Source organism: Hoylesella enoeca JCM 12259, assembly GCF_000613405.1.
GTDB lineage: Bacteria > Bacteroidota > Bacteroidia > Bacteroidales > Bacteroidaceae > Prevotella > Prevotella enoeca.
Window position 1 is genome coordinate 1 of sequence record NZ_BAIX01000040.1, and the last position, 20,896, is coordinate 20,896.

General features: G+C 48.4%; 13 protein-coding genes and 4 pseudogenes. 10 read left to right on the forward strand and 7 right to left on the reverse strand.

What is annotated here, in order from left to right; genetic code table 11:
- Nucleotides 1-311: 311 nt before the first annotated feature.
- A pseudogene (locus JCM12259_RS14995) lies at nucleotides 312-3,013 on the forward strand (SusC/RagA family TonB-linked outer membrane protein).
- 13 nt (nucleotides 3,014-3,026) lie between these two features.
- Nucleotides 3,027-4,637, forward strand: a complete 1,611-nt coding sequence (locus JCM12259_RS10080) for a RagB/SusD family nutrient uptake outer membrane protein (RefSeq protein WP_025066372.1) — start codon at nucleotides 3,027-3,029, stop codon at nucleotides 4,635-4,637.
- Nucleotides 4,638-4,881: 244 nt separating this feature from the next.
- Here JCM12259_RS10080 and JCM12259_RS10090 read toward each other — a convergent pair whose 3' ends face one another.
- Nucleotides 4,882-5,370, reverse strand: a complete 489-nt coding sequence (locus JCM12259_RS10090) for a GNAT family N-acetyltransferase (protein WP_025066373.1) — start codon at nucleotides 5,368-5,370, stop codon at nucleotides 4,882-4,884.
- A gap of 70 nt (nucleotides 5,371-5,440) precedes the next feature.
- On the opposite strand from JCM12259_RS10090, the pseudogene porE reads away from it, so the two are divergent.
- Nucleotides 5,441-7,524, forward strand: a pseudogene (gene porE, locus JCM12259_RS15000) (PorE family type IX secretion system protein).
- Nucleotides 7,525-7,736: 212 nt separating this feature from the next.
- On the opposite strand, the gene JCM12259_RS10100 reads toward porE, so the two are convergent.
- The 3 genes from JCM12259_RS10100 to JCM12259_RS10110 all read right to left on the reverse strand — a co-directional run bounded on the left by JCM12259_RS10100 (nucleotide 7,737) and on the right by JCM12259_RS10110 (nucleotide 10,081).
- The gene (locus JCM12259_RS10100; RefSeq protein ID WP_025066374.1) at nucleotides 7,737-8,111 is read right to left on the reverse strand and encodes an HU family DNA-binding protein; all 375 of its coding nucleotides are present in this window, start codon (nucleotides 8,109-8,111) and stop codon (nucleotides 7,737-7,739) included.
- A gap of 208 nt (nucleotides 8,112-8,319) precedes the next feature.
- On the reverse strand, nucleotides 8,320-9,837 hold the full coding sequence (locus JCM12259_RS10105) for a hypothetical protein (protein ID WP_025066375.1): 1,518 nt from the start codon (nucleotides 9,835-9,837) through the stop codon (nucleotides 8,320-8,322).
- Nucleotides 9,838-9,886: 49 nt separating this feature from the next.
- Entirely contained in the window at nucleotides 9,887-10,081 is a 195-nt protein-coding gene (locus JCM12259_RS10110) for a hypothetical protein (protein ID WP_025066376.1), read from the reverse strand.
- 606 nt (nucleotides 10,082-10,687) lie between these two features.
- Between JCM12259_RS10110 and JCM12259_RS10115 the strand changes: the two genes are divergently transcribed.
- The 4 genes from JCM12259_RS10115 (at nucleotide 10,688) to JCM12259_RS15900 (ending at nucleotide 12,811) form a co-directional block, all read left to right on the forward strand.
- A complete protein-coding gene (locus JCM12259_RS10115) occupies nucleotides 10,688-11,512 on the forward strand; it encodes an outer membrane protein assembly factor BamD (protein ID WP_025066377.1) in 825 nt (274 codons plus the stop codon).
- A gap of 32 nt (nucleotides 11,513-11,544) precedes the next feature.
- Nucleotides 11,545-11,877 (forward strand): DNA-directed RNA polymerase subunit omega, encoded by a 333-nt coding sequence (locus tag JCM12259_RS10120; RefSeq protein ID WP_025066378.1) that lies wholly within the window; start codon nucleotides 11,545-11,547, stop codon nucleotides 11,875-11,877.
- Entirely contained in the window at nucleotides 11,874-12,329 is a 456-nt protein-coding gene (locus tag JCM12259_RS10125; protein ID WP_025066379.1) for a DUF4293 domain-containing protein, read from the forward strand. The genes JCM12259_RS10120 and JCM12259_RS10125 overlap by 4 nt, the downstream gene beginning before the upstream one ends.
- 293 nt (nucleotides 12,330-12,622) lie before the next feature.
- Entirely contained in the window at nucleotides 12,623-12,811 is a 189-nt protein-coding gene (locus JCM12259_RS15900) for a hypothetical protein (protein ID WP_025066380.1), read from the forward strand.
- On the opposite strand, the gene mnmA is transcribed toward JCM12259_RS15900, so the two are convergent.
- Nucleotides 12,812-13,903 carry a tRNA 2-thiouridine(34) synthase MnmA gene (gene mnmA, locus JCM12259_RS10140; protein ID WP_234396596.1) on the reverse strand — a complete coding sequence of 364 codons (1,092 nt, stop codon included), beginning with the start codon at nucleotides 13,901-13,903 and terminating at the stop codon, nucleotides 12,812-12,814.
- A 78-nt stretch (nucleotides 13,904-13,981) separates the two neighbouring features.
- Between mnmA and JCM12259_RS10145 the strand changes: the two genes are divergently transcribed.
- On the forward strand, nucleotides 13,982-14,689 hold the full coding sequence (locus JCM12259_RS10145; protein ID WP_025066382.1) for a DNA alkylation repair protein: 708 nt from the start codon (nucleotides 13,982-13,984) through the stop codon (nucleotides 14,687-14,689).
- A 3-nt stretch (nucleotides 14,690-14,692) separates the two neighbouring features.
- Here the strand turns inward: JCM12259_RS10145 and JCM12259_RS10150 are convergent, their stop codons facing one another.
- The gene (locus JCM12259_RS10150; RefSeq protein ID WP_025066383.1) at nucleotides 14,693-15,046 is read right to left on the reverse strand and encodes a MarR family winged helix-turn-helix transcriptional regulator; all 354 of its coding nucleotides are present in this window, start codon (nucleotides 15,044-15,046) and stop codon (nucleotides 14,693-14,695) included.
- 56 nt (nucleotides 15,047-15,102) lie between these two features.
- A pseudogene (locus JCM12259_RS15010) lies at nucleotides 15,103-16,747 on the reverse strand (FAD-dependent oxidoreductase); the annotation flags it as partial.
- Between the two features lie 291 nt (nucleotides 16,748-17,038).
- Here JCM12259_RS15010 and JCM12259_RS15015 point away from each other — a divergent pair.
- Both JCM12259_RS15015 and JCM12259_RS10165 read left to right on the forward strand, forming a co-directional pair.
- Nucleotides 17,039-20,200 (forward strand): annotated as a pseudogene (locus tag JCM12259_RS15015) (TonB-dependent receptor).
- A gap of 4 nt (nucleotides 20,201-20,204) precedes the next feature.
- On the forward strand, nucleotides 20,205-20,543 hold the full coding sequence (locus tag JCM12259_RS10165) for a cupin domain-containing protein (protein WP_025066384.1): 339 nt from the start codon (nucleotides 20,205-20,207) through the stop codon (nucleotides 20,541-20,543).
- Nucleotides 20,544-20,896 lie beyond the last annotated feature (353 nt).

Genomic DNA, 20,896 nt, shown 5'->3' on the forward strand with positions numbered 1-20,896 from the left:
TGTCCACCTAATTTAATACAACGGCAAGCATCGCGCATTCGGGCCCCAAACGAATGGAGGCCTAACTAAGCATAAGTTACACGGGTGTAAATTCAATTTTACACGGGAGTAAATTCAGTGTTACATGGGTGTAAATTTGGATTAGACCTCGCGTGAATTTTATATTGTTGAAAAACAGGTGGATATATCTTGATCCGTAATCGTTTGTTTGGCGTGCCGAATAATCGTGCAAACGGCTTGTTATTTATCATTTTTTTTGTTTATCTTTGTCAGCAAATATAATATTCGTTATTCTCAAATACTGCGACGAAATGAAAAGATGGTTATTGGTTTCAGCCTTATTCTTTGTTGCCTTTTGTGTTCAGGCGAGGGGCCAGAAAAAGCCGATTAAATTGCATAAGGACTCTATCCCGTGGACCGTTGGCTTGGGATCGGTAGACAAGGTGACTGAAATCAGGATGAATAAAGGCCTCATTATCAACCCGCTGAATGCACTGAACGGACAGGCGGCAGGTGTGAATATAAGTGCCAATGGCGCCGACCGAATGGCCGCTCTCAGTAGTGTGCGTGTGAGGGGAACCACTTCCGTTACTGGCGGTAATGATCCGTTGGTACTCATTGATGGCGTTTCGGCCGACCTCTCCACGTTGAGCACCATCTATCCGGCCGATATCGAGAGTTTCACTATTTTGAAAAATGCTGCCGAAACAGCCCAATTCGGGTCTCGCGGGGCGTCGGGCGTTATTGTAGTGACGACGAAAAAGGGAGGCGTCGGGCAATTCCATATCGCTTACGACGGCAATATCGGGGTCGAGTCGGTGTATAAACGTATCCGGATGTTGCGTGCATCGGAATATGTTTCTACGTCGAAAGCCTTAGGATTAGCCTATAACGACGGCGGTTTCGATACTGATTTCCTGCGCGCTGTCACGCAAACGGGCCTGGTTCAGACTCATCACGTGGCGTTCGGAGGTGGTTCTGACAATTCGGGTTATCGTGCTTCGCTCGGCTTTTTGGGGCATCGTACGGTTATCAAGACATTCCGTTACAACAATTTTGTAGCCAAATTAGACCTCACACAACGGGCATTCGACAACCGACTGCTGATAGAACTCGGGGTGTTCGGCTCTTCCCGACAAGATAAAGACATCTTTGATATACAGAAACTCTTTTATTCTGCCGCCACGCAAAATCCCACTTTCAGTACTGCGATGAATGCATCAGGAGGATGGGATAGAAATACCGAAGCCTCGCAAACGGCTCCGCCGATGGCGCTTTTGCGTGATAAGGACGACACACGGAACCTTAATTTCAATACACATCTTCGTCTTACATTCGACGTTTTACCTGATCTGAAAGCGTTGCTCTTTGCTTCTTATTCGTTCAACTCGACCGAACGGGCGCTGTTTCACCCCACTTGGGTGGCTGCGCAGGGCGAAGCCTACCGTGGAGAACATAAAAGTGAGGATTGGCTTACGAATCTCACACTTACCTATAACCGCATTTGGGGCAGTCATAGACTTGAAGCCACACTTCTCGGAGAGTATCAGAAGGCGCGCCGAACGGGCTTTTGGACGTTAGTCAAAGGTTTTACCACCAACGAATTGGGGTATAACAATCTGGCGGCAGGGGCTCTTCGGCCTACGGAGGCACTGGGAGCGATTATGAAGACCCGTCGCTCGGCTCTGTGATGGGCTCATTGGATTACACCTTATGCGGTAGATACAAACTTACGGTTACCGGTCGAGCTGACGGGAGTTCGTTGGTGGGTAAACATCATACGTGGGGACTTTTCCCATCTGTATCTTTCGAGTGGGACGCAAAAGCCGAACCTTGGTTGCGAAAGGCCAGTTGGCTCAGCCTGTTGAAGCTGCGTTCGGGTTATGGTTTATCAGGAAACATCGGCGGTATAGATGCCTATTACTCGATGCGGGCATTACTACCTAACGGCGTTGTACCCTTGAACGGTGCGCCGACAGTAACGATGGGTATAACGCGTAACGCCAATCCCGACCTGAAATGGGAAACCCGAGGAACTTTCAACATAGGTCTCGACTTTGGATTGATGAATAACCGCATCGTGATGAAGGCCGAATACTACACATCTAAGACCTGGGATATGATCTATCAGTATGATGTGCCGGTGCCACCGTATACTTACGACAAACTGCTGGCCAATATCGGATCGATGCGTAACAGTGGGTTCGAGTTAGGAATAGGGCTGACACCGCTGTCGAAGAAAGATATGGAGCTGACGATCAACGTCAATCTGTCGTGGCAAAAGAACCGACTCATCTCGCTGAGCGGCTCTCATAACGGGACGAAGCTGACTGCTTCGGCTATCACCGGCATCGGAACGCTTACTGGGGCGGGCTTTCACGGCGGCAATAACAACATTGTTTACCAGATCGTAGGCCAACCCTTGGGTGTCTTTTACTTGCCGCATTGCACGGGACTCGTGCGCAATGCTGACGGCAGTTACCGTTATGCCATTGCCGATCTCGACGGAAATGGGCGTATCAATATCGAGGATGGGGGCGACCGTTACATCGCCGGGCAAGCCACTCCGAAGTTTACGTTGGGCTCGAACATTGCTTTTCGCTATCGGGCTTTCGACGTTTCGTTGCAAATAAACGGTGCTTTCGGGCATAAAATTTATAACGGAACAGCTCTCTCGTATATGAATATGACCAGCTTTCCGTCCTATAACGTGATGCGCGAGGCCCCCGGGAAAAATATCAAAGACCAAACAGCTACCGACTATTGGCTTGAAAGTGGCGACTATCTCAATTTCGATTACCTCACTATCGGTTGGAATGTGCCGCTCAAATCCAAGTATATCAGTTCGCTGCGCGTGTCTTGCAGCGTCAACAATCTTGCTACAATAAGCGCTTACAGCGGCTTAACGCCGATGATAAACAGTTATATTTTCGGTCCTACTTTGGGTATCGACGACAAACGTTCGTATCCCGTTTACCGTTCATATACGGTGGGACTGAACATTCAATTCTAAAAATCGCATGGCAATGAACAAGTTCTTCGCTTTCGTTTGGGTCGTACTGACCCTTACTTCCTGTCTCGACGAGCATCCCAAGAATCTGCTTACGGAAGATGAGGCCTACTCTTCTGCTCGGAATCTTTATGTGAATGCTGTGGCCACACTCTATAATCATATCGGCGGGAAAGCCGACAGCCAGAGTCTACAAGGTACTTATCGGGGTGTGTACGACTACAATACGTTCTGCACAGACGAAGCAATGATCCCTATCCGAGGCGGCGATTGGTACGACGGAGGCTTTTGGGAGAATCTTTACAAACATCAATGGACACCTCGAGATGTGCCTCTTTACAACACGTGGCTGTATCTTTACAAGGTCGTTATGCTTTGCAACCAGTCTCTGCAACAGTTGGATAAGCACGCCAATCTGCTTACTCACACGCAACACGAGGCTTATCGGGCCGAGGTAAGGGCCGTCAGGGCGATGTATTACTATTATCTGATGGATATGTTTGGGCGTATTCCTATCGTAACCGACTGCAACACGCCTATCAAAGAATTGCAACAGAGCAGCAGGAGTGCGGCCTTTCGTTTCATTGTAAGCGAATTGCAAACCGTCGCTCCACTGTTAGCCGGTGCCCGTAGCAATGTCGAAGGACCTTATTACGGGCGTATTACTCGTCCCGTTGTCCATTTTCTGCTGGCCAAACTGGCACTCAATGCTGCCATTTATACCGATGATGACTGGACCGATAACAGTCTGCCCGACGGCCGAAATATTCTGTTCACCGTCGACGGACACAAGTTCAACGCCTGGCAAACCGTCATTGCCTATTGCGATAAGATTACTGCGGCAGGCTATCGGCTTGAAACTGATTACCGAAAAAACTTTGCTGTGGTAAACGAAAACTCCCAAGAGAACATCTTTACCATACCGATGGACAAGACACTCTATGCCAATCTGTTCAAGAATCTGTTTCGTTCGCGCCATTACAATCACGGCTCGGCCCTCGGTTTCGGGGCCGAAAACGGTGCGAGTGCTACGCTCGCGGCTGTTCGTACATATGCTTACGATACCGATTCTACCGACGCCCGCTATGCAATGAACTGTTACAGCGACACCGTTCGAGTCGACGGGCGTATCGTTCGGCTTGACAACGGCGATGCGTTGGTTTATCGTCCGCTTGCCATTCAGCTCAATCTCACGGGCTCTCAGTATGAACGCACGGCGGGGGCAAGAATGAGTAAGTATGCCATCGACCGTAGTGCATACAGCGACGGACAGCTTCAGAACAACGATATCGTGCTGTTTCGCTATGCTGATGTGCTGTTGATGAAGAGCGAAGCCAAGCTGCGCAACGGCGAAGACGGCTCTGCCGAACTCAATCGGGTACGTAGCAGGGTAGGGATGAAGCCTCGCCGAGCCACGCTCAGCACGCTACTTGCCGAACGCTTGATGGAATTAATGTGGGAAGGTTGGCGTCGTCAAGACCTCATTCGATACGGACTCTTTGCCTCAGCTTACGACCAACGCACACCGTTAGACAATGAGTTGACGGGTTACACCACCGTTTTCCCAATTCCTGCCACCGTTATTGATCTCAATCCTAACATCCGACAGAATCCGGGCTATAAATAAACCCCGTGCCACCTCATCCTCAACTCCAATTTCGCAAAGAGAGGAGAGCCTGTTGATTGATATTTAACGAGAACTCAACACATCATCAACAGTATTCCCATTAACATTGAATCGCCCTGCAACTCATAGTTTGTTGCAGGGCGATTCACATCATACGGGATTCCGATCATATCCCCATCACACCATTCCTCGTCCCTTTTGGTAAAGAACCTAAGGAAGAGACGAAACCTCATTCACCACTCTCTCACCCGCGTTTCTGATACGCCAACCGCGGCGTTCCATTGCCGGTGTGAATGATTCCGCAATAAGTGAACCCGAATTTTTGTAACAAATGCTGCATAACGTGGTTGTCGCAGTGGGTGTCGATGCGGATATTCGGATGACGTTCCGCACACCATTGCAGACAGCCATTCAGCACTCCATGCACAGAGCCATCTGATGCGATGCGGTGAATCACACCGTAGGGCGCGTCATCGAGCCATTGGCCGTCTTCGATCTTAGCATAAGTCGGTTCTTTACCCACCCACCAATAAAAGACACCCGCGATGTGTCCGTCGTCTGCCAGACATACATAACTGCGCCGACGGGCGATGTCCCAGTCGATCAACTCGTCCGAAGGATAGCCCCCGATCCATTGATTCGTATTCCCGTTGGCTGCCATTTGTTCCCGCGCATAAGCATAGATGCGGCGCAATGTGTCGCGATCCTCCATTTCGGCATTTCTGATTCGCATCGTTAATTTCATCTTGGTCGATTGCAAAGTTATAAAATAAATCGGAGCCGACAGCGTTGCTATATACACTATGTGTAATCAAACGAGAATGACTTTCATCCGAGTGACTGCCTTGATCACCCTTGTTCTGGCTACGCTCACAGCTTGCGGACCCGAGCGGAATATTCGTCGCGGCGATGCGCATTTGGCTTTGGGCGAATACTTTGATGCGGCCGAACAGTTCAAACAGGCCTATGCGAAGACGCCTGCCAAGCAAAAGACCGAGCGGGGCGCCATTGCCTTGAAGTTGGCCGGCTGTTATGCGCGCATCAATGCGGCACCCAAAGCGGTGGCGGCCTATCGTAATGCGCAGCGCAATGGACTTTTGGCCGACGGCGACAAACTGTGTTTTGCGCAGCAACTGATGAAGATCGGAGCCTATCGGGAAGCTGCCGACATGTTCGGAACGGTGAGCGACTCTGCAACTAACAGTCAATTGGCGCGCAACCAACGGTCATTTGCAACGCAAGCAACAGCTTTTCGCAAGGCAAAAGACCGTTATTTAGTCAAGCGTATGAATACGCTCAATTCGCGGCGAGCCGATTATTCGCCTGCACTTGCCGGAGAAAACTATGACCGGTTGTATTTCACTTCTACACGCAATGAGGCTTCGGGATCGCAACTGAGCGGCATCACGGGCACCAAAGAGGGCGACATCTTTGTCTCGGAAAAAGACGATCGCGGCGCATGGAGCAAGCCGCGGCCCATCGAGGGCGCATTGAATACGCCGGCAGACGAGGGCGCTTGCACGTTCTCCGCAGACGGACGGACGATGTATCTCACGCAATGCACGTCAAGCGCCACTGCTCCCCGCTATGCATGATTGTCAAATCAACGCGCTCCGACGCTGCCTGGGGACAGCCCCAAGCGCTCGTCATCAGTCGCGACACACTGTCGAGCTATGCCCATCCGGCCGTTTCGCCCGACGGCGAGTGGCTGTATTTCACGTCGGATATGCCCGGCGGACTCGGCGGATTGGATCTTTGGCGCGTGCGGCTGACGGCAACGGGATTGGGAGGAGCCGAAAATCTCGGAGCGCCCATCAACACATCGGGCAACGAAGAGTTTCCCACCTTTCGGCCGAACGGCGACCTTTATTTCTCGTCCGACGGCCATCCGGGGTTCGGCGGACTCGATATTTTCATCGCCCAAACAGACAGCGGCGGGCGATACGTGGTCAAACATCCCGGTGTGCCGCTCAATTCGCCGGGCGATGATTTCGGAATGACATTCGAGGGAGCACACAATCGCGGGTTCTTTTCATCCAACCGAGACGACGACCGCGGCTGGGATCATCTCTATTCATTCGAATATCCCGAAGTGATTCAAACGTTGAAAGGATGGGTTTACGAGCGCGACGGCTACGAACTGCCCGCTGCGCAGGTTTATATCGTGGGCAGCGACGGCACCAACGAACGGCTGCGCGTCAAGGGCGACGGTTCTTTCTGTCAGACAATTCGGCCCGGTGTGGACTACCTTTTGCTGGCAACCTGCAAGGGATTTTTGAATCATCAAGAGGCGTTCCGGGCTGATTCGGTTACCGAATCCAAAGAATACACGCTGCAATTCCCGCTGGCTTCGATCACGGCTCCGGTCTTGATCGACAACATTTTCTATGATTTCGACAAAGCAACGCTACGTCCCGAATCGGCGCGAGCATTGGATGAGTTGGTCGGTTTGCTGCAAGAGAATCCGCATGTGACCATCGAACTCAGTGCGCATTGCGACTACAAAGGTAGCGCCGAATACAACAAACGACTCTCACAACGTCGTGCCGAGACCGTGGTCGACTATCTGGTGGCGCACGGCATAGCGCGCGATCGACTCACACCCATGGGATATGGCAAGGAGAAACCTAAGGTGGTGCGACCGAAACTGACCGAAACTTATCCGTGGTTAAAGGTCGATGACGTGTTGACAGAGGCGTTTATCAAGGCACAAGATAGCGAGCACCAGGACATCTGCAATCAACTCAATCGCCGGACAGAGTTTATCGTACTGCGCACTACATACGGAATGTTTGACGACAATGGTCAGCTCAAACAGCAATCGAAGCCCCAACGCTCTGCCGACAAGTCGCACAAAACAGAAGACTTACCCATCATCTTCGATTGACCGATCATGACACGCTTGCCTTCTAAGTGAGCGAGCCGCGGGGATATATGCACAGAGCATGCCCCATGGCTCGTCCCCTTCACAAATTATAAAGCAAAAGACTGACGGATCGCCCAAGCAATCCGCCAGTCTTAACTTATCATTATTCATGATTCCATTGTGCGCTTACGCGCAACAATTCCTCATTCTGCACTCCTCATTCAACATTCAAATTATTTCTTCACCACTTCGAATGATATTCCTTGCAGTCGCTGTTTCAGTGCCACGCCCGGTGTAAAGATAATGCGGGCCTTGATATTGCCTGTGTTGAAATCCTTAGCCGTGGCTGCGCCTTTGCTCGAAAGAGAAATGCGAAGCGTGCCAAACTCGCCCAACTGGATGCTGAAACCGTCGATCAAATACGGCGGCAGACGATCGACGAAGTTGGACAGCACATTCTCGATATCGCCGCGCGTAAGCGACGACCGACCCGAGATATCCGTCGAGATGTCGCGTAGCGTCTTTCGGCCGGCATTCACGGCGCTGGCATACAGTTTTTTCTTAGTTCTGTCCTGCGGATTCTTCCGCTCAATCAATTTTGCTTTCATCGTTTTTTAGTGTTTGTAAGTTGTTAATAATCAATCTCTTGGAAGCCCGAAAATTTACATACGGTCAGCGATAAATTTCTATACGTATAGAAATAAATTTTCATACGTATAGAAATTTACGGGGATACGTATAAAAATTTGTCCGCAACCGTATGCAATTTTTCGCGTATTTTATTTGCATAAAAAATCACGCTTTTATCTCGCGGGATTACTGCGCGGTCCACAGTTGGGCGCCTGTGTTGCGAATAGTACTCCCCACGATCACGTTAGCCATATTGAAGAGCAGGATGCACACGACGTCCTTATCCGACGGATGAGGCGTACTTGACCAGTAGTAGGAAAAATCACCAATATATTCCAATTTCTTTTTGTTGTAGAGGCCAAGCGCAGGAAGGTAGAAGTAATCGTTCAGGTTGCTGGGCTTACCCAGGGTGATGAAGCTGTTGTTAAAACCGCTGTTATAGGCAATACGAAAGTCGGTACCATTGTAATTGGAATCGGTGAAGCCAGAGATTTTAGCTTTCTTTTTAAACCACATGCCGCCGGCGTAGAGATGCTCTAAGGTTGTCCATAGAGTGGTGTCGTCCCAGTGAGGATCGCCTTGCATGGCATACCAAAGGCACTCGTTCACGTTAGGGCAATTCTTGGCGCTGCGGTTAGCGGCAGGAGCTGGGAGTGAAGTGTCTTCTCTACACCAGCGAGGATCAGTGTTATTTTGAGGATAATTGTCATCAGGTTTCCCATTGGAATCAAGATGACCATACCAATAATACTGGCCTATGGCGGCATCCCACATATAGTAGCTGTCTTGACCATAAGCTGTTACTTGTAAGTCCGTTTTTATCTTTTTGTTTCGGCCGGCAGCAAAAGTCACGCTTGAGTAAGTCTTGGTAACGGTACCGGTAGCATTGGTTACAGGATCGTGGAGTGTGTATTCAATACTTACGTTATTATACGTGCCGGGATTGATGACCATTGTGGCAGCGTTGGTGGCGTAAGTGGACGTGCCGGGAATAGAGAAATTGGGAACGGTGAGCGTCACGCTGTTTGAAGTAGTTGCCGGGTTACTTAATGTACCATTGTCGGCCAGGTCGAATGTGCCGGCAAGAGCGTCGGATGTGCTACTTGTGTAGACGCGAATCTTTTGAATCACGGCATTGGGTCCCCATGCCTGTGTCGTGTAAGGCATAAAGGTGATGTAGGCGGCCTTGTGGTCGAGCGTGAAATGGTATTGACCACCGCCTGCGGGTTTGGTAGCCGTAGCTACACCGAAGTCGCCGTCTTCGCCAATATGACTCGCGTCGTTGGGGATGGTTTGCGTCTGGTTTGCTTTGATCGTCACTTTATCTGCTGATCCGTTCTTACCTGTATAACGGACAGGATAAGAACTGGCGGTGTAGGTGCCGCTGAACCAGAAATTGGCTCTGGCTGCCCGTTGGACGCCGCCGGGTACAGTGCTGGTTATAAGTTTTTTGTCGATATTATTCTTTGAATCTTGTATCAACGTACCGTTGTTGACCCAAAGGCGGTCACCGGCTGTCCAATAGAAGTTAAGACCTGAGCCATCGTATTCACCCGTGGTGCGTGTCGCCTGGTCTTCTTCTACGAAGCAGGTGAGGCCTTCAGTTCCCGGCTCCTGCTCTGTTTGTTTATTCGTTGTGTCGTCATTTGCGCAGCTAACGAAGAATGCTAATGCTGCTGCAATTATCAGTTTTGTTTTTGTCATTTTCTTTGTTTGTTTTGTGATTAATTATTTTGTGCGGAAGAATGCTGAATTAAAAATCTGCGTCTTCTTCTTCGTCCTCGTCAAACCAACCTTGTTTGGCATTTAGTTCGCCGTCATCGCCAGCTTTGTTATGTCCGCCGCTGTTGGGGAACGAGGTGTCCATTAATTCATTGTGAGGCTCCAAGCGGATGGCCTCAATTGCGGGCTTCGCATAAGCCCATCTCTCTAATTGTTTTCTGTTCATATTCGCTATGTTTTGAATGAATAAATTGTGCTTATTTTCCCCTTGTTCGGTTGGCAAAAGGGCATAAAAAGAAGAACAAAGGGAACTCCGAGAAGCCCTTTGTTTATTGGTGTTTAGCCCACGCTTTACGCGCGCGCGTAGGATGAGACGTGAAAGGCGTCTATGCCAGGTAAGATGTGTGTGTGTGTGTGTGTGTGTGTGTGTGTGTTAAGACTTTTTCCGAGATATGCAAATATAAAGCGTTAAAAGATGCAAGAGAATTGGAGTTCTTTTGCATCGATGCGCTGTTGGTTATATTTGCTTGTTTAATCATCTCTTGATTGCTCTTTTTGATCGGTCTCTTGCTTGTTCAGACCCCCATCCCCCTAACTTAGGGGGCGAAGGGGCGAAAGTGAAAACCGGGGGCAAAGGTAGATAAAGATTCTTAAACAGACAAACGTTTTCCAAAGAAATTTTATAACGATCCATAAAATACGTCATAAACTCGATGTTGAATTCTCCCCTCTCACCGTCATTTTTTCAGAATGCGCAGGAAAAAAGTAATTGATCTGTTTGTCAATTGGGGATTATTGTGTAATTTTGCGCCTTAAAGCATTGAAATTGAATATGAAGAAAGCAATCGTTTCTGTCGTCGTTAGCTTATTGCTCTTTTCCAGTTGTGCGAATGAGTTTAATCGGGTATATAAGACGGATAATTACCCATATAAATATGAATATGCCAAGGAATGTTTTGTCAGCGGCAAATATACTCGCGCCATCACGTTGCTGCAAGAACTCGTGACGATCGAGAAAGGAACGGAGAATGCGCAGGAGAGTCTCTACATGTTGGCTATGGCCGAATATTGCAGCAAAGACTATGAGGGCGCGGCAGAAACATTCAAGAAATATTTTCAGAGTTACCCAAAAGGCTACTATGCAGAGAATGCGCAGTTTTATGTTGGGCAAAGTTTGTTTATGAGTACGCCCGAGGCACGATTGGATCAGTCATTGACAGTGTCGGCGATTTCGGCTTTTCAGGAATATCTCGACTTGTTTCCTGATGCCAAATTGAAGTCGGTGGCGCAGAAACGACTCTTCGAATTGCAAGACAAATTAGTTCGCAAGGAATTGTATTCGGCACAACTCTATTACAATTTAGGTTCTTATTTCGGCAACTGCACCAGTGGCGGAAACAATTATGAGGCATGTATCGTCACGGCGCAGAATGCTTTGAAAGATTATCCTTACAGCAATTTGCGCGAAGATTTTTCCTTACTCGTCATGAAAAGTAAATTTGAATTGGCTCAGCAGAGCGTCGAAGAGAAACGGCTCGAACGCTATCAGGATGCCGAAGACGAATGTTATGGTTTTCTGAACGAGTTCCCCGACTCGAAAGACCGAGGCTTGGCCGAGCGATACATTGCCAAGTGCAAGCAAGTGACCAAGAACTGACAACAGAAAGAATAAAATCAATATAGGTATTTATGGATTATAAAAAATCAAAAGCTCCCGTCAACACAACCACTCGAAATATTATGGATCTGTGTGACGAGACGGGCAACATCTATGAGAGTGTGGCTATCATCTCGAAGCGTGCAAACCAGATTGCCGCAGAAATCAAGCAGGATTTGAATAAAAAATTGGCAGAATTTGCCTCGTATAACGACTCTTTGGAAGAGGTATTCGAGAACAGAGAGCAGATCGAAATCTCTCGTTATTACGAAAAACTGCCCAAGCCCTCGCTTTTGGCAACACAGGAATTTATAGAAGGAAGTGTTTACTGGCGCGACCCATCTAAGGATAATCAAGCACAATGATACAGCGCAAGCAAACCGTTTTTCTGCTGCTCGCATTGATACTCACGATCATCTGCCTGTGTCTTTCATTAGGAAACATCGAACCGAAAGGCATGGGCGTGAGTTCGATCGTTTACAATCTGGGGATAAAAGACAGCAATGGCGTCTTCACTTTCAGCATTTGGCCGTTGTTTGCATTGTTGCTGCTGTCGTGTCCGTTGGCTCTTGCGGCCATCTTTTCCTATAAGAACAGATTATTTCAAGCCCGGTTGTGCGTATGGGCCATCGTTTTCAATGCGGCATGGTATCTCTATGCAGGTTATTGTTGGTTGAATCTGCCGGCTGATTCGGGCACATTCAAACCATCGTTTACGATTTGTCTTCCGCTGATTTCCATGAGTTTTTACGAAATGGCACGTCGTGGAATCATGAAAGATGAACGACTTGTCAGAGCAGCAGATAGAATCCGATAAACAACACAACCTGTTTCAAGCAAGCCTTTCAAAACTTCCGATGCCGCAATGTGCATCGGAAGTTGATTTTACGAATGTGGGATTCCACATTTTCTATTACATTGCAACACAAAAGAGTGCTGAAAATATTTATCAAGCTCTTCCATTTCAAGATACAACGATTGTCTGTCATCAATCCCATTTTCTTCTCTGACCTGCACAAATACGAGCAGGTGATCCGCTTTTGACAAACAAATCACGAGCGAAACGACGAGCGTGCCAAAGCCATTTTCGCACGTGGTATCGAGGAAGGCGTGTTTCGCAGCGATTTCGATTACGATTTGATGATTCGTTTTCACAATGCGGCGATGTCCTATGTCATGGAAAAGCAACTTTATAAAGAATACGGTATGGCGAGTATCTTCCGCAACATCGTCCTGCTCTTTTTGCGCGGTTACTGCACGCTGAAAGGCTTAGAAACCTTAGACCAACTTGAAAATTGATCATTCAACGATCTCTCCACTTCCGAAACAACGGTGATGCTGCTCATCATACATCACGCAAAACTGGCCGGGAGCAACGCCCTGGATCAATTCCGAAGCATGAACAAGATATTCGCCGGAAGCCGTCTGCTCCACATGAGCAGGATGATACTCGGGCGTGTGACGGATCTTAAACGTCACGTTTGTCATCTCCACAGGTTCGGTCAAGAAATGAAAATCCTGTATTCTGAAGTCTTTCTTATAAGCTGTAAGCGGTTCGTAACCCTTGCTTACATACAGAATGTTTTGCGCCACATCTTTTTTCACGGCATACCAAGGGCCTCCGCCAAAGCCCAATCCATGTCGTTGCCCAATGGTGTGAAACCAAAGTCCCTTGTGCTGACCTATCTTTCGACCCGTCTCCAACTCCAAAACATCGCCCGGATTCTCACCGAGATAACGGCGGATATAGTCGTTATAATTGATCTTTCCTAAAAAACAAATGCCCTGACTATCCTTGCGTTTGGCATTGATCAGATGTTCGCGCTCGGCAATCTCGCGTACTTCATCCTTCATATAATGGCCGATGGGAAAGAGCGCCTTCCTCAATTGCCAATCATAAATCTGTGCAAGAAAATCCGTTTGATCCTTAACAGGATCAGGACTGGTCGTCAGCCACTTCTTGCCATCAATCACTTCGGTCTGTGCATAATGTCCCGTGGCTATCAAGTCATACTGATAACCCACCTTTTCATCAAAAGCACCAAACTTGATCAGCCTATTGCACATCACGTCGGGATTAGGCGTGAAACCCGCCTGCACCTTATCCATCGTGTAACGAGTCACCTGATCCCAATACTCCCGGTGACAATCGATCACCTCCAAACGGCAACTGAATCGCCGAGCCACGGCTGTTGCCATCTCCAAATCTTCTTCCGAAGAACAGTCCCAAGCCTCATCTTCCTCGGGACCGATTTTGATATAAAAGCAGTCGGGATGCAATCCGCGTCGCGCCAACTCATAAACTACGACCGAACTATCCACACCGCCCGACAAGAGAACGGCTATTCGCTGATCCAATAAACACTCTTTCATAGCTGCAAACTTACGCATTTTTTCGGAATTTCACCGCTGGTTTGATGTAAAACGCAATAAAAAGGTTATCTTTGTAACCCTAACAATCACCATACGATGGTAACATTTACGAATACAATTACGGCTGAATTGCAAGCACTTTCACAGGAAGAGAAACGCCGAATACTGCCGCGTTTCTTCAAAACAGGCAAAGGAGAGTATGGAGAAGGCGATAAATTTCTGGGCGTCACGGTGCCGAATGTGAGGGTGGTAGCACGGAAATACAAAGCTACCAACCTCAATAATGTGCGCGAACTGATGGAATCAGAATGGCACGAAGTGCGTCTCTGCGCGCTGCTCATCATGGTTGAATGCTGCAAAAAGGCCGATGATGCAACGCGTAAAGTCATTTTCGACCTTTATTTATCTCTCACCGCGCGGATCAACAACTGGGACCTGGTCGACCTTTCGTGTCCTTCCATCATCGGCGAATATCTTTTAGACAAGCCGCGCAACATTCTCTATCAACTTGCTGATAGCCCTTTGTTGTGGGATAATCGCATTGCCATCGTGTCCACATATGCCTTGATTCGACACAACCAACTTGATGACACTTTTACTTTGGCAGTCAAGATGATGTCGCATCAGCACGACTTGATGCACAAAGCCATCGGGTGGATGCTGCGCGAAGCCGGCAAACGCGACGAACAGAGACTCTATGATTTTATCATGCAATATCGACAGCAGATGCCTCGAACAATGTTGCGCTATGCCATCGAGAAATTTTCGTCCGATGTCCGAGCACAAATGATGCGTCGTTCTTAATTGTTACAGCACCTCTTGCAGCATCTCGGGCATATCGATTTCACTGCATTTGATGATCTCTAATTGATGGAGTCCTTCTTCAGAAAGCGAGAAACGCATCTGTCTCCGGTCTTGTTGGCCCATCACTCGATCAATCAATTGCTTGTCTTCAACCATTCGGATGAGTTTAGAAGCAACTGAAGGCTTTACTCCAAGTGCACCGGCGATGTCGCCCGACGTCATTTCGCCCTGCTCACTTAATGCACAAAGGAGCATCGTTTCATTGATACTCAGCGAGAATTGTGCCTCAAAAGTGTCTTCAAACACGGATATAGCACGATAAATATCACGTATTTTGCAAATCGTATTCTTATCCATTCTATATGAATTTTGAAGTTATAGAATTACTTTATTTCACACCGTTTCATGTTCAAAACAGACATTGTGGCCAATGAATACATCTGGTATCCACCCGACAAATTGCGCACATGCGTATAGCCTCGACCCATTAGAATACGCTGGGCAACATAACCACGCAAGCCCACTGCACAGAAAATGATGATCTCCTTGTCGTGAGGTAGTTCACAAAGACGCTCTCTCAGATCGTCGAGCGGAATGTTGACAGCGCCGTCGATTGTACTGTTCAAACTCAGCAGTCGTACGCACGTCGAGCAGAAACACCTGAGAACGATCCATGTCACGCAATTCGCGCCAATAGATCACCGGCATTGCTCCGCTGATAATATTGCTGGCCACGTATCCGGCAATAGCAACAGGATCTTTGGCCGACGAGAATGGCGGGGCATAACACTGCTCGGTCTTGACCAAATCATAGACGGTTCCTCCATGCTTAATAACTTGTGCGATCTGATCGATACGCTTGTCCACTCCTTCACATCCCACACATTGAGCCCCAAAGAGCCGTCCGTCGGTCGGACTGAATATGAGTTTTAATGTCAATGGAAACGAACCGGGATAATAGCTGGCATGAGATGCCGACACTGTCGTACTGCTCCGATAATTCATCTCCATTCGTTTGAGCTGCTTCGCAGGTAGTCCTGTCGTACCAACAACTATATCGAAGACCTTAGCGATAGCCGTTCCGATGGCACCTTCATATTCGGTTCGATTGCCGAATACCATATTATCAGCCACAATACGCCCCTGACGATTAGCCGGACCGGCCAGATAGTTCAGCCATGCTTTACCCGTGAGTGGATGCGTAAACGCTATGGCATCCCCCACAGCATATACATCGGGGGCCGATGTCTCCAAGAATGCATTCACTCGAATACCTCGTTCGTTCAATTCAAGACCTGCCTTAGCAGCCAAATCAGTGACAGGACGCACACCGATAGACAACAGCACCATATCCGCCACCACTCTCTCACCACTACTAAGACAAACACCAATGCGGTCATCAACACGTTCAAACCTTTTGACTCCCTGTCGTAAATACAAACTGACACCTTGATCCAACAAATGACGATGCACATACGAAGCCATTGAATAATCGATCGGAGCCATCACTTGATCCGCCATCTCAACGATAGACACATGTGCTCCGGCATGGCACAGATTCTCAGCCATTTCTAAACCGATAAAACCGCCGCCGACAACCACAGCTTCCCGCACTTTATGCGTATCCAAATAATTCTTGATTCGATCGGTATCTTCTACATGACGAAGGGTAAATATACCTTCCATCCCGATTCCTTCGAGTGGTGGACGAATCGGGACAGAACCCGGCGAGAGTAACAGTTTGTCATAATGCTCCACATATTCCGTTCCGTCGGCGCGACAAACAGACACGGTTTTACCAACGGTATCAATGTCGACAACCTCATTCTCTATTCGCACATCAATATTAAACCTGCGCCCAAACGATTCGGGTGTCTGCACAAAGAGAGCTTTTCGCTCTTCGATAACACCCCCGACATAATACGGCAGCCCGCAATTGGCATACGAAATATACTTACCTTTCTCGATCAATACGATCTCGGCACATTCGTCGGCACGACGGATTCGCGCCGCAGCTGTAGCTCCTCCCGCCACGCCCCCTATAATGATATGTTTCATAAACGATCTGATAAGTTACTCAATTAATATCTGCAAAGTTACGAAAATTATCTCATCGCGAATATTTCTATATGGAAAATATTGTATGTATAGATCTTTTTTCAGACACGTCATGAAGCCAACTCATGATTTGATGGCACCAACAAGATCATGTTTCTCATATAGTATCATCAAGTAAACTTTTATCTATGCAGCAACAAATATATGGAGATATTTAATTAAATTTGCAACCATAATTCGTTAACAGGGCTTGAATAGGCCCATAATGTAAATCATTTTATACTAAAAATTATGAAGAAGCGATTGTTTTCTTTGGTAGTATTGGTGATGTGCTTGATCACATCGGCAATGGGACAGATCACGACTGCCGGCATCAGCGGCAAAGTCGTATCGGGTGGCGAACCCGCTGTCGGAGCTACCGTCACTGCCAAGCATCAACCCTCGGGAACGGTCTATCGGGCCATTACGAATGTAGACGGACGTTACACCATCCAGGGTATGCGCGTAGGAGGACCTTACACGGTGGAGATCTCGTACATCGGGCATAAAACCAAAGTTTTCAAAGAGGTGATGCTCCGACTGGGAGAAACCCAAAATCTGTCATGCAAGATGGAAGAAGATGCACACGAATTGCAGGAGTTTGTAGTGACTGGCAGACGAGGACTGAATGCCACGAAGACAGGTGCTGCACAGAGTATCGATGCTGCAACCATTAACAGAATGCCCAGCACAACCCACAGTATTGCCGACATTGCAAGACTCAATCCGCAGATCAGCACCACCAATAACGGAGCCATGTCGTTTGCAGGAATGAACAACCGATACAACTCTTTCCAGATCGACGGTGCGATGAACAACGACGTCTTCGGACTCACAGCCAACGGATCCAACGGTGGACAAGCTGGCACACAACCCGTATCGATGGAGACGATCGACCAGATCCAGATCAATGTGGCCCCATTTGATGTCCGGCAGGGCGGATTCACCGGCGGAGCTATCAACGCCATCACCAAATCGGGAACCAATCAACTGCACGGAAGTGCTTATTACTACGGCTATAACGAGAATCTCATCGGTAAACATTACCGAATGGTGGACGGCAGATATAGCACCGCATACAATGATCAAACCGAATACCAGCTGGGCTTCACCCTCGGTGGTCCCATTATCAAAGACAAGCTATTCTTCTTTGCCAACTATGAGAAAGCTAACCTGGAATATCCCAATATTTTCGGCATTGGCTCCGCAGAATCGTTGGTAGACACAGCAGAGGCACAGAAGATTCTCGACTATGTGAAACAACAAGCCAAAGCACAAGGCATCGAATACACCGGCGCTTATTCCAATCCCACCAATTACACCAAATCAGACAAAGCCGGTTTGAAGCTGGATTGGAACATCAATGATTTCAACAAACTTACCGTGCGCTGGAGCTTGGTATCTGCTAAGAAGCTGAATGCCACCGGCGGACAGAAATCAATCAACGCAGACACTTACAGTTATCCTTTCAAATCGAAAACTCATACACTCATCAGCGAGTTGCAGAGCCGTCTTTCACCCGAAATGAGCAACGAAGCACGCGTCTCGTATGTGAGAGTGCGGGATCAGCGCAAACCAGGGCAACCGTTCCCCTTGATTTACGTAAAGCACGTGGGCACTCACGATGGCGCGGTCAACCTGGGTAACGAACGCTCGTCCATGGCCAACCGATTGGACCAGGATATTTACACCATAGAGGATAACCTCACATGGTATCGCGGTAACCATACACTCACTTTCGGCACACACAACGAATTCTATCACTTCACCAATCTCTTTATCCAGGACAAATACGGATCCTACGAATTTGATTCGCCCAATGATTTATACAACGGTAAAATCTATCGTTACCGCTATGGCGTAGCCAACACCAACGTGACAGACGACCGCAATTGGGCACCGTCATTCGGAGCCGGGCAGTTAGGATTCTATGCGCAAGATAAATGGGACATGACCGATAACTTCCAACTCACTTACGGCTTGCGCATGGACATCCCGCTGCTTTTCGACAAGCCGACCGCCAATGAGCCATTCAACGCCTATGCCGAGAAGAAGGGATGGAATCTGCGCACAGATCAGCGGCTGTCGAGTACGCCAATGTGGAGCCACGCGTGGGATTCCGTTGGGACATCAACAACAATCGCCAGTTCATTCTTCGTGGCGGTATCGGACTCTTCACCGGCAGAATCCCCTTTGTGTGGCTGAGCAATAACTTCACCGGCACCGGTATTCAATTCTCCACCTATGACACGCGCAGCACGTCTAAACTCAATCTCATCTACGATCCAAACGGACAGGATGCCAATGCCGAGAAACTCAAAGCATCTGGTAATCAGACTTTGAACCTCTTTGATAAGAACTTCAAATTCTCACAGACCCTGAGATTCAACCTCGGCTTCGACTTCAATCTTCTCGATATCAACTGGACTGCCGAGGGTATATTCTCCAAGACACTCAACGACATATATTACAAGAATCTGGCTTATGAACACGGGGAAAACCTTAGGCCAGGTGGATCCCTCATTGTCATTCGACAATCGGCCGATGTTTCAGCGTGTCACTGTGGGACAACCTTACAGCTACATCTACGCACTTTATAACACCAACAAGGGCTATACTGTCAATCTCTCACTCAAAGCCGAGAAACATTTCAACTTCGGACTCGATCTGAGCGCCAGCTACACTTGGACCAAATCCATGACGATCAACAACGGTTCCTCATCCGTAGCACAAAGCAACTGGAACTATAACTACACTTATCGCAATTCCAACGACCCCGAATTGGCCAACAGCGCATTCAACATCCCGCACATTATCAAAATCGCAGCTTTCTATAACGTCAGCTACGGTCCGCGCAAGATGTTCACCACAACCGTCGGACTCATCTATCAAGGACAGAGTGGATCGCCCTACTCTCTCTACTACTATGGTGACCTCAATGGCGACAGTTCCAACGGTAACGACCTGATGTTCATCCCCACAGACGAGCAGATCGACAAGATGAAGTTCTCGGCCACCAAACATTTCACTGCCGAGCAGAGTCGGGCCAACTTCAAACAATGGATTGCCAACGATCCTTATATGAGCAAACACCGCGGCGAGTATTACAAACGCAACGCCGACAATCTGCCCTTCGAAAATCATTTCGATCTCCATCTGGCCGAAAAGATCAAGATCGGTGCCGGCAAAACATCACATGCCTTGGAAATCAGCATGGACATCCTCAACATAGGCAACTTGCTCAACAAACGCTGGGGACACACTTTCGGCAATGGATTCGGCAACTATTACTCACCCGTGAGCTACAACAACGGAGCCTTTCAGTTCGACCGCGCCGGTGATTCCTCCATATTCACTTACAGCGACTTCTATTCGCGTTGGCGCGGGCAGATTGGTCTGAAATACACTTTCTAAAACGATGATCATCGATTTCAGTCGGATAGCAGAAGTTCGCATCGACGGCTTTAAAGGCGGACGAGGCGAACTTCTCACCCGTAACTTCATGGATGCCCATAACAAGATCATGCATAGCATCCTGAAACCAGATGCCGCGTCGGGTTTGCACACTCATGTGTCTAACTCAGAGATCATCTACATTCTCAGTGGCACAGCCACTTTCCATTATGATGATCACATAGAGGTGGCCTCGGCCGGACAGGTGCATTATTGTCCGATAGGCCACAACCACTATATGGAGAACAACACAGAAGAAGACCTCGTCTACTTCGCTATCGTGCCCGAACACAAGGAGCCATAGCAGAAGACAAGCCGTCAAACAAGAAAGAGGATGACGAACGGCCCGATCCGGACCAGCCGTCATCCTCTTTCTTGTTTATATCCCGCAGCATGGCAACTCTCATCGCTCTTCCTCCCCCGTCATCGCCTCGCTCACGCGTCACCTCCCCCACTCTCCCACTCCTGCTCGAGAGGTATGCGGGTTGTCACCCAGCAGTTGTATACTGCTGGCCTACATCTATACGACTTCTCAATAGCTCATTCGGAGGGGCGATGAGGGAAGGATCAAGGACGATGGGGAGTGGTGGGAGTGTGAGATGGAAGTAGGTGGATTGTGGGATGGGAGTGGTGACGTTCTTACCTGTCAACCCTTTC